The organism is Oleiphilus sp. HI0125 (assembly GCF_001635355.1).
In genome coordinates, this window is record NZ_LWGF01000360.1 from 1 (window position 1) to 536 (window position 536).

The following is a 536-nucleotide window of genomic DNA, read 5'->3' on the forward strand; positions in this document are numbered from 1 at the left end:
GCTCAAAACGTCGCTCAAACCCTAGTTGAGCAACCACAGTCACAACAGGTTTACCTTGAAGACTCTTTCCAATTTAGCGTTGCTAGCACACTAGCAACGAGCCATTCGTACCAGTGGTATAAAGACGACAAAGCAATCAATGGTGCAACAAGCCGCATATACGAGGTCAGCACAGCATCGAGTGCAGATGCCGGAACATACTACGCCACGGTTAACAATGTGTTTGGATCAATTCGTTCTAGCTCTGCTTCATTAAACGTGAAGGCCAAGCCCTCATTATCACTATCATGGGCAATGCCTACGGAGCGCGAAAACGGCGAGCCTCTGAATCAATCTGAGATATACGGATATAAACTTGCCTTTGGCAAAAGCGAAAACTCACTAAGCAATAGCGTTGAAATTGTAGGCGCGCAAAACACAAAGTTTACACTTTCAAATCTTGATCCCGGCAGTTTATACCTGCACATTGCTACGATAGATTCAGACCGAATCACAGGTCGTTTCTCTCAGCCTATTGAAGTCATTCTTCAATAAAA

1 protein-coding gene is annotated in these 536 nt (G+C 44.6%); it reads left to right on the forward strand.

The annotated features are described in order from the left end of the window. A partial coding sequence (locus A3762_RS05040; protein ID WP_197469037.1) for an Ig and FN3 domain-containing protein occupies positions 1–534 on the forward strand: 534 nt, incomplete at its 5' end. Positions 535–536: the final 2 nt, after the last annotated feature.